Source organism: Alteromonas sp. 14N.309.X.WAT.G.H12, assembly GCF_036697315.1.
Taxonomy (GTDB): domain Bacteria; phylum Pseudomonadota; class Gammaproteobacteria; order Enterobacterales; family Alteromonadaceae; genus Alteromonas.
Genome location: NZ_JBAHZB010000191.1, coordinates 1 through 3163, shown reverse-complemented (window position 1 = coordinate 3163; position 3163 = coordinate 1). Strand labels below are relative to the sequence as shown.

The window sequence follows — 3163 nt, the reverse complement described above, 5'->3', positions numbered from 1 at the left end:
ATAACAAGATATCCAGTAGCGTGTAACTGTCTTTGCCCCCGGATAAACACACCATGACTTTGTCCTGATCTTCTATCATCGAAAAGTCACTGATGGCTTTACCCACATTTCGGCGCAGACGTTTTTGTAATTTGTTGAAACTGTATTTCTGTTTACTGTTCGCGCTGTGTGCTGAAGGCGTCACAGGGGAAGGAAATGGCGGTGTTTGATTCATGATGATTTATAACGGCGACGATTAACCAAAACGCCATTATACAAAAGCACATAGGCGGCCGCCATCATCTTATAGCCGCCGCCTCTCTATTTAATGCACAGGTGAGACGAATCCATCTGGTTTAATGGCCAGCACATCACAGTTTATATTATCGATAACCTGTTCTGCGGTATTGCCAATAAAGGCAGCAGACAATCCGGTTCTACCCACTGTACCAATAACCACCAGCTCAGCATCCAGGTTTTTTGTCACCTGTTTAACCACATTTTCCGGTAAGCCTTCCATCACATGGCAATTGGTCATGCTGATACCAAATTTGGCGCTGTGTGCTTCCATATTTTGCAGGTGATGGTTGCGCACAGAATCATAGTAGGTCTCAGGATTAAAGTCCGGAATTTCAATAGCAATATTCAAAGGTGTTGACGGGAAGGCATTGACTAAATGCACTTGACCGCTCAACAAATCTGCATAGTCTTTTGCAATGGTCGTCACTTTGTCGTTAAGCAAAGCGTGGGTTTTATCTTCAGTTCCCACGTTAACGGTGGCGACAATATTGCCGTGCTCAGGCCAAGCATGTTCTTTTACCAAAAGTATTGGCATAGGGCACTTGCGTAACAAATGCCAGTCTGTAGGGGTAAAAATAACAGAGGTCAGGTCGTTGTGATTACGGGTCGCTTTTATGACAATATCGATATCATTTTTAATGGCAAAAGCGATAATGGCTTCGTAACGAGTATCACTCCATACAACATGTAAGTTGATATCGTTTTTTTCAAATTTTGTGAAATGGGTAGTTAACCATTCTTCTCTTTCTTTAATGACCGCTTGTCGCATGGCTTCTCGCTCTGCGCGGGTAAGCATGGTTGTCATATCATAAGAGTGATCGTAAACCACTAAAATGGCATCAATAGTGGCGCCGGTTTTACCGGCAATTTCCACCGCTCTACACAACGCGGGTTGTTCAGTGGTATCGGGCTGAACAACGGCTAAAATACGATTGTAGGTGATCATAACGCTTCTCCTTAGAAAAGCCTGTAAATTGACTTCCATAATTAGTATAGATTGTTAGGAGAAACGCAGGTTGTTTTAGATCAACCTTTAACCATTACTCAATACAGTTTGTTGGAATATCCATGGCATGGAGTTTTTTATCCATCGCCGAAAAATCCAGTATCGTGATGAGCTTTCCGTCGACTTTAATAATGTTTTCTTTTTGGAATCGGGTCAACAAACGACTGATGGTTTCCACGGTAAGCCCTAGATAATTGCCAATTTCATTACGGGTCATACTTAGATTAAATTGGCGATGAGAAAAACCCCGTTCTTCAAATCTACCTGACAAATGGGCTAGAAAATAAATGAGCCTTTCTTGCGCGGTGCGTTTATTAAGCAGCATCATCATTTCATGATCCTGTTTTATTTCCGCACTCATAAACCGCATAATTTGATGACGTAACTTGGGAAAGTGATCTGACATTGTTTCGATAGTATCGTAAGGTAATTCACATACCATCGCGGTTTCTAATGCCTGGGTATAACTTTGATGGACATCGTTACGCAAACCATCAAAACCGATAATATCGCCAGGAAAATGAAAATTGATTATCTGCTCTTCACCATCCTGATCGGTAACAAAGCTCTTAAATGAGCCAGCACGTACGGCATACAAGGATTTGAACTTATCACCGGCTTCCACAAGGGTATCGTTTTTGTGGAGGGGTTTCTTACGTTCAATGATATCATCAAGGGATTCAATTTCTGTCTTATTAAGTGCTACGGGAAGACACAAATGACTGAAACTACAGTTTTGGCAGTGAATCGAAAATTCCGTTCGCTTTTGCATAGTTAGTTACCGTAAGTGCGAAAATTCTAATATAGTGTAGAAAGGGTACGCCAAATTAACAAGCTTGCATATAGTAAAAGGCTAACAGCGAGTATTTGGCGTAAAATAGGGCGTTTGAATCCTTGTGTGAGCCAATGAGCCCCTGCAGACGCAGCCAATAGCGTGGGCAAGGTACCAAGACCAAATCCGGCCATAATTATTGCGCCATTACGCGTACTGCCTGACGCTAACGCCCACGTTAATGTTGAGTACACCAACCCGCAAGGAAGCCAACCCCATACCATGCCATAGGGTACAGCGTATAGTGGCGTCTTGAAAGGGAAAAAACGCTTTGAAAACGGTTGGATAAGTTGCCATAGGCGTTTTCCTGACGCTTCAATTTTCAATAGACCATGCCACCAGTTACCAAGGTAACAGGCCATGGCGATCAGCATTAGGCCGCTAAAAATACCGAGTACAGGCCCACTCAACGGGATCCACTGCGTGGCCATTTGGCCGATGGTGCCGGTAATTGCCCCGGCTAAAATATAGCTGCATATACGACCAAAGTTATAGGCCAGTGCATAACTCCATTTGGGGTAATTTGACGAGGAAGCGGTAGAAAAGGCCACCACAATACCACCGCACATGCCAAGACAATGAATACCACCAGCTAAACCTACTAAAAAAGCGGATAAAAAAGAAAGATCATTCATTGAGTTTTTTGCGTTCTTCGGCCAATTTCTTTTCTTCAGGGGGTAAATCATCATCGTACAAGATGCTGTAGCCTTGTCGGTCTAGATCATCAAACTGATTTGATTTTACCGCCCAAAAGAATATGGCAATCGCAATGGCCACAATGATGATGGCCAGAGGAATGAGAACGTAGATGATGCTCATAGAATATTCACTTTAGCAATTGGGTTGAATTGGTGACAACGATAATACTGCTTAAACTCATGCCGATAACAGCCATCCAAGGAGTCAGTATGCCAGACACCGCAAAAGGTAGCACCAGTACATTGTATCCTAGTGCCCAGACCATATTTTGCTTTATGGTGACATTAACACGCTTTGCCAGTTTAAATAGCTCGGGTATGGCGGCCATTTTGTCGCCAAGTAAAATG

At 43.0% G+C, this 3163-nt stretch carries 4 protein-coding genes and 2 pseudogenes; all 6 read right to left on the bottom strand.

Features of this window, described 5'->3' with window-relative positions; all coding sequences use genetic code 11:
- Nucleotides 1-214, bottom strand: a pseudogene (locus V5298_RS20245) (hypothetical protein); the annotation flags it as partial.
- A gap of 90 nt (nucleotides 215-304) precedes the next feature.
- Nucleotides 305-1225 carry a universal stress protein UspE gene (uspE, locus tag V5298_RS20240; protein WP_332933222.1) on the bottom strand — a complete coding sequence of 307 codons (921 nt, stop codon included), beginning with the start codon at nucleotides 1223-1225 and terminating at the stop codon, nucleotides 305-307.
- Nucleotides 1226-1319: 94 nt separating this feature from the next.
- Nucleotides 1320-2057 carry a fumarate/nitrate reduction transcriptional regulator Fnr gene (gene fnr, locus V5298_RS20235; RefSeq protein WP_332933221.1) on the bottom strand — a complete coding sequence of 246 codons (738 nt, stop codon included), beginning with the start codon at nucleotides 2055-2057 and terminating at the stop codon, nucleotides 1320-1322.
- 26 nt (nucleotides 2058-2083) lie between these two features.
- On the bottom strand, nucleotides 2084-2752 hold the full coding sequence (locus V5298_RS20230) for a sulfite exporter TauE/SafE family protein (protein WP_332933220.1): 669 nt from the start codon (nucleotides 2750-2752) through the stop codon (nucleotides 2084-2086).
- Nucleotides 2745-2936 carry a cbb3-type cytochrome oxidase assembly protein CcoS gene (gene ccoS / locus V5298_RS20225; protein ID WP_216027843.1) on the bottom strand — a complete coding sequence of 64 codons (192 nt, stop codon included), beginning with the start codon at nucleotides 2934-2936 and terminating at the stop codon, nucleotides 2745-2747. The genes V5298_RS20230 and ccoS overlap by 8 nt, the downstream gene beginning before the upstream one ends.
- Nucleotides 2937-2943: 7 nt before the next feature.
- Nucleotides 2944-3163 (bottom strand): annotated as a pseudogene (locus V5298_RS20220) (hypothetical protein); the annotation flags it as partial.

What these genes read in the sequence shown, in the direction of transcription:
- uspE (WP_332933222.1), bottom strand. Translation starts at nt 1,225, where the DNA reads ATGATCACCTACAATCGTATTTTAGCCGTTGTTCAGCCCGATACCACT.
- fnr (WP_332933221.1), bottom strand. Translation starts at nt 2,057, where the DNA reads ATGCAAAAGCGAACGGAATTTTCGATTCACTGCCAAAACTGTAGTTTC.
- V5298_RS20230 (WP_332933220.1), bottom strand. Translation starts at nt 2,752, where the DNA reads ATGAATGATCTTTCTTTTTTATCCGCTTTTTTAGTAGGTTTAGCTGGT.
- ccoS (WP_216027843.1), bottom strand. Translation starts at nt 2,936, where the DNA reads ATGAGCATCATCTACGTTCTCATTCCTCTGGCCATCATCATTGTGGCC.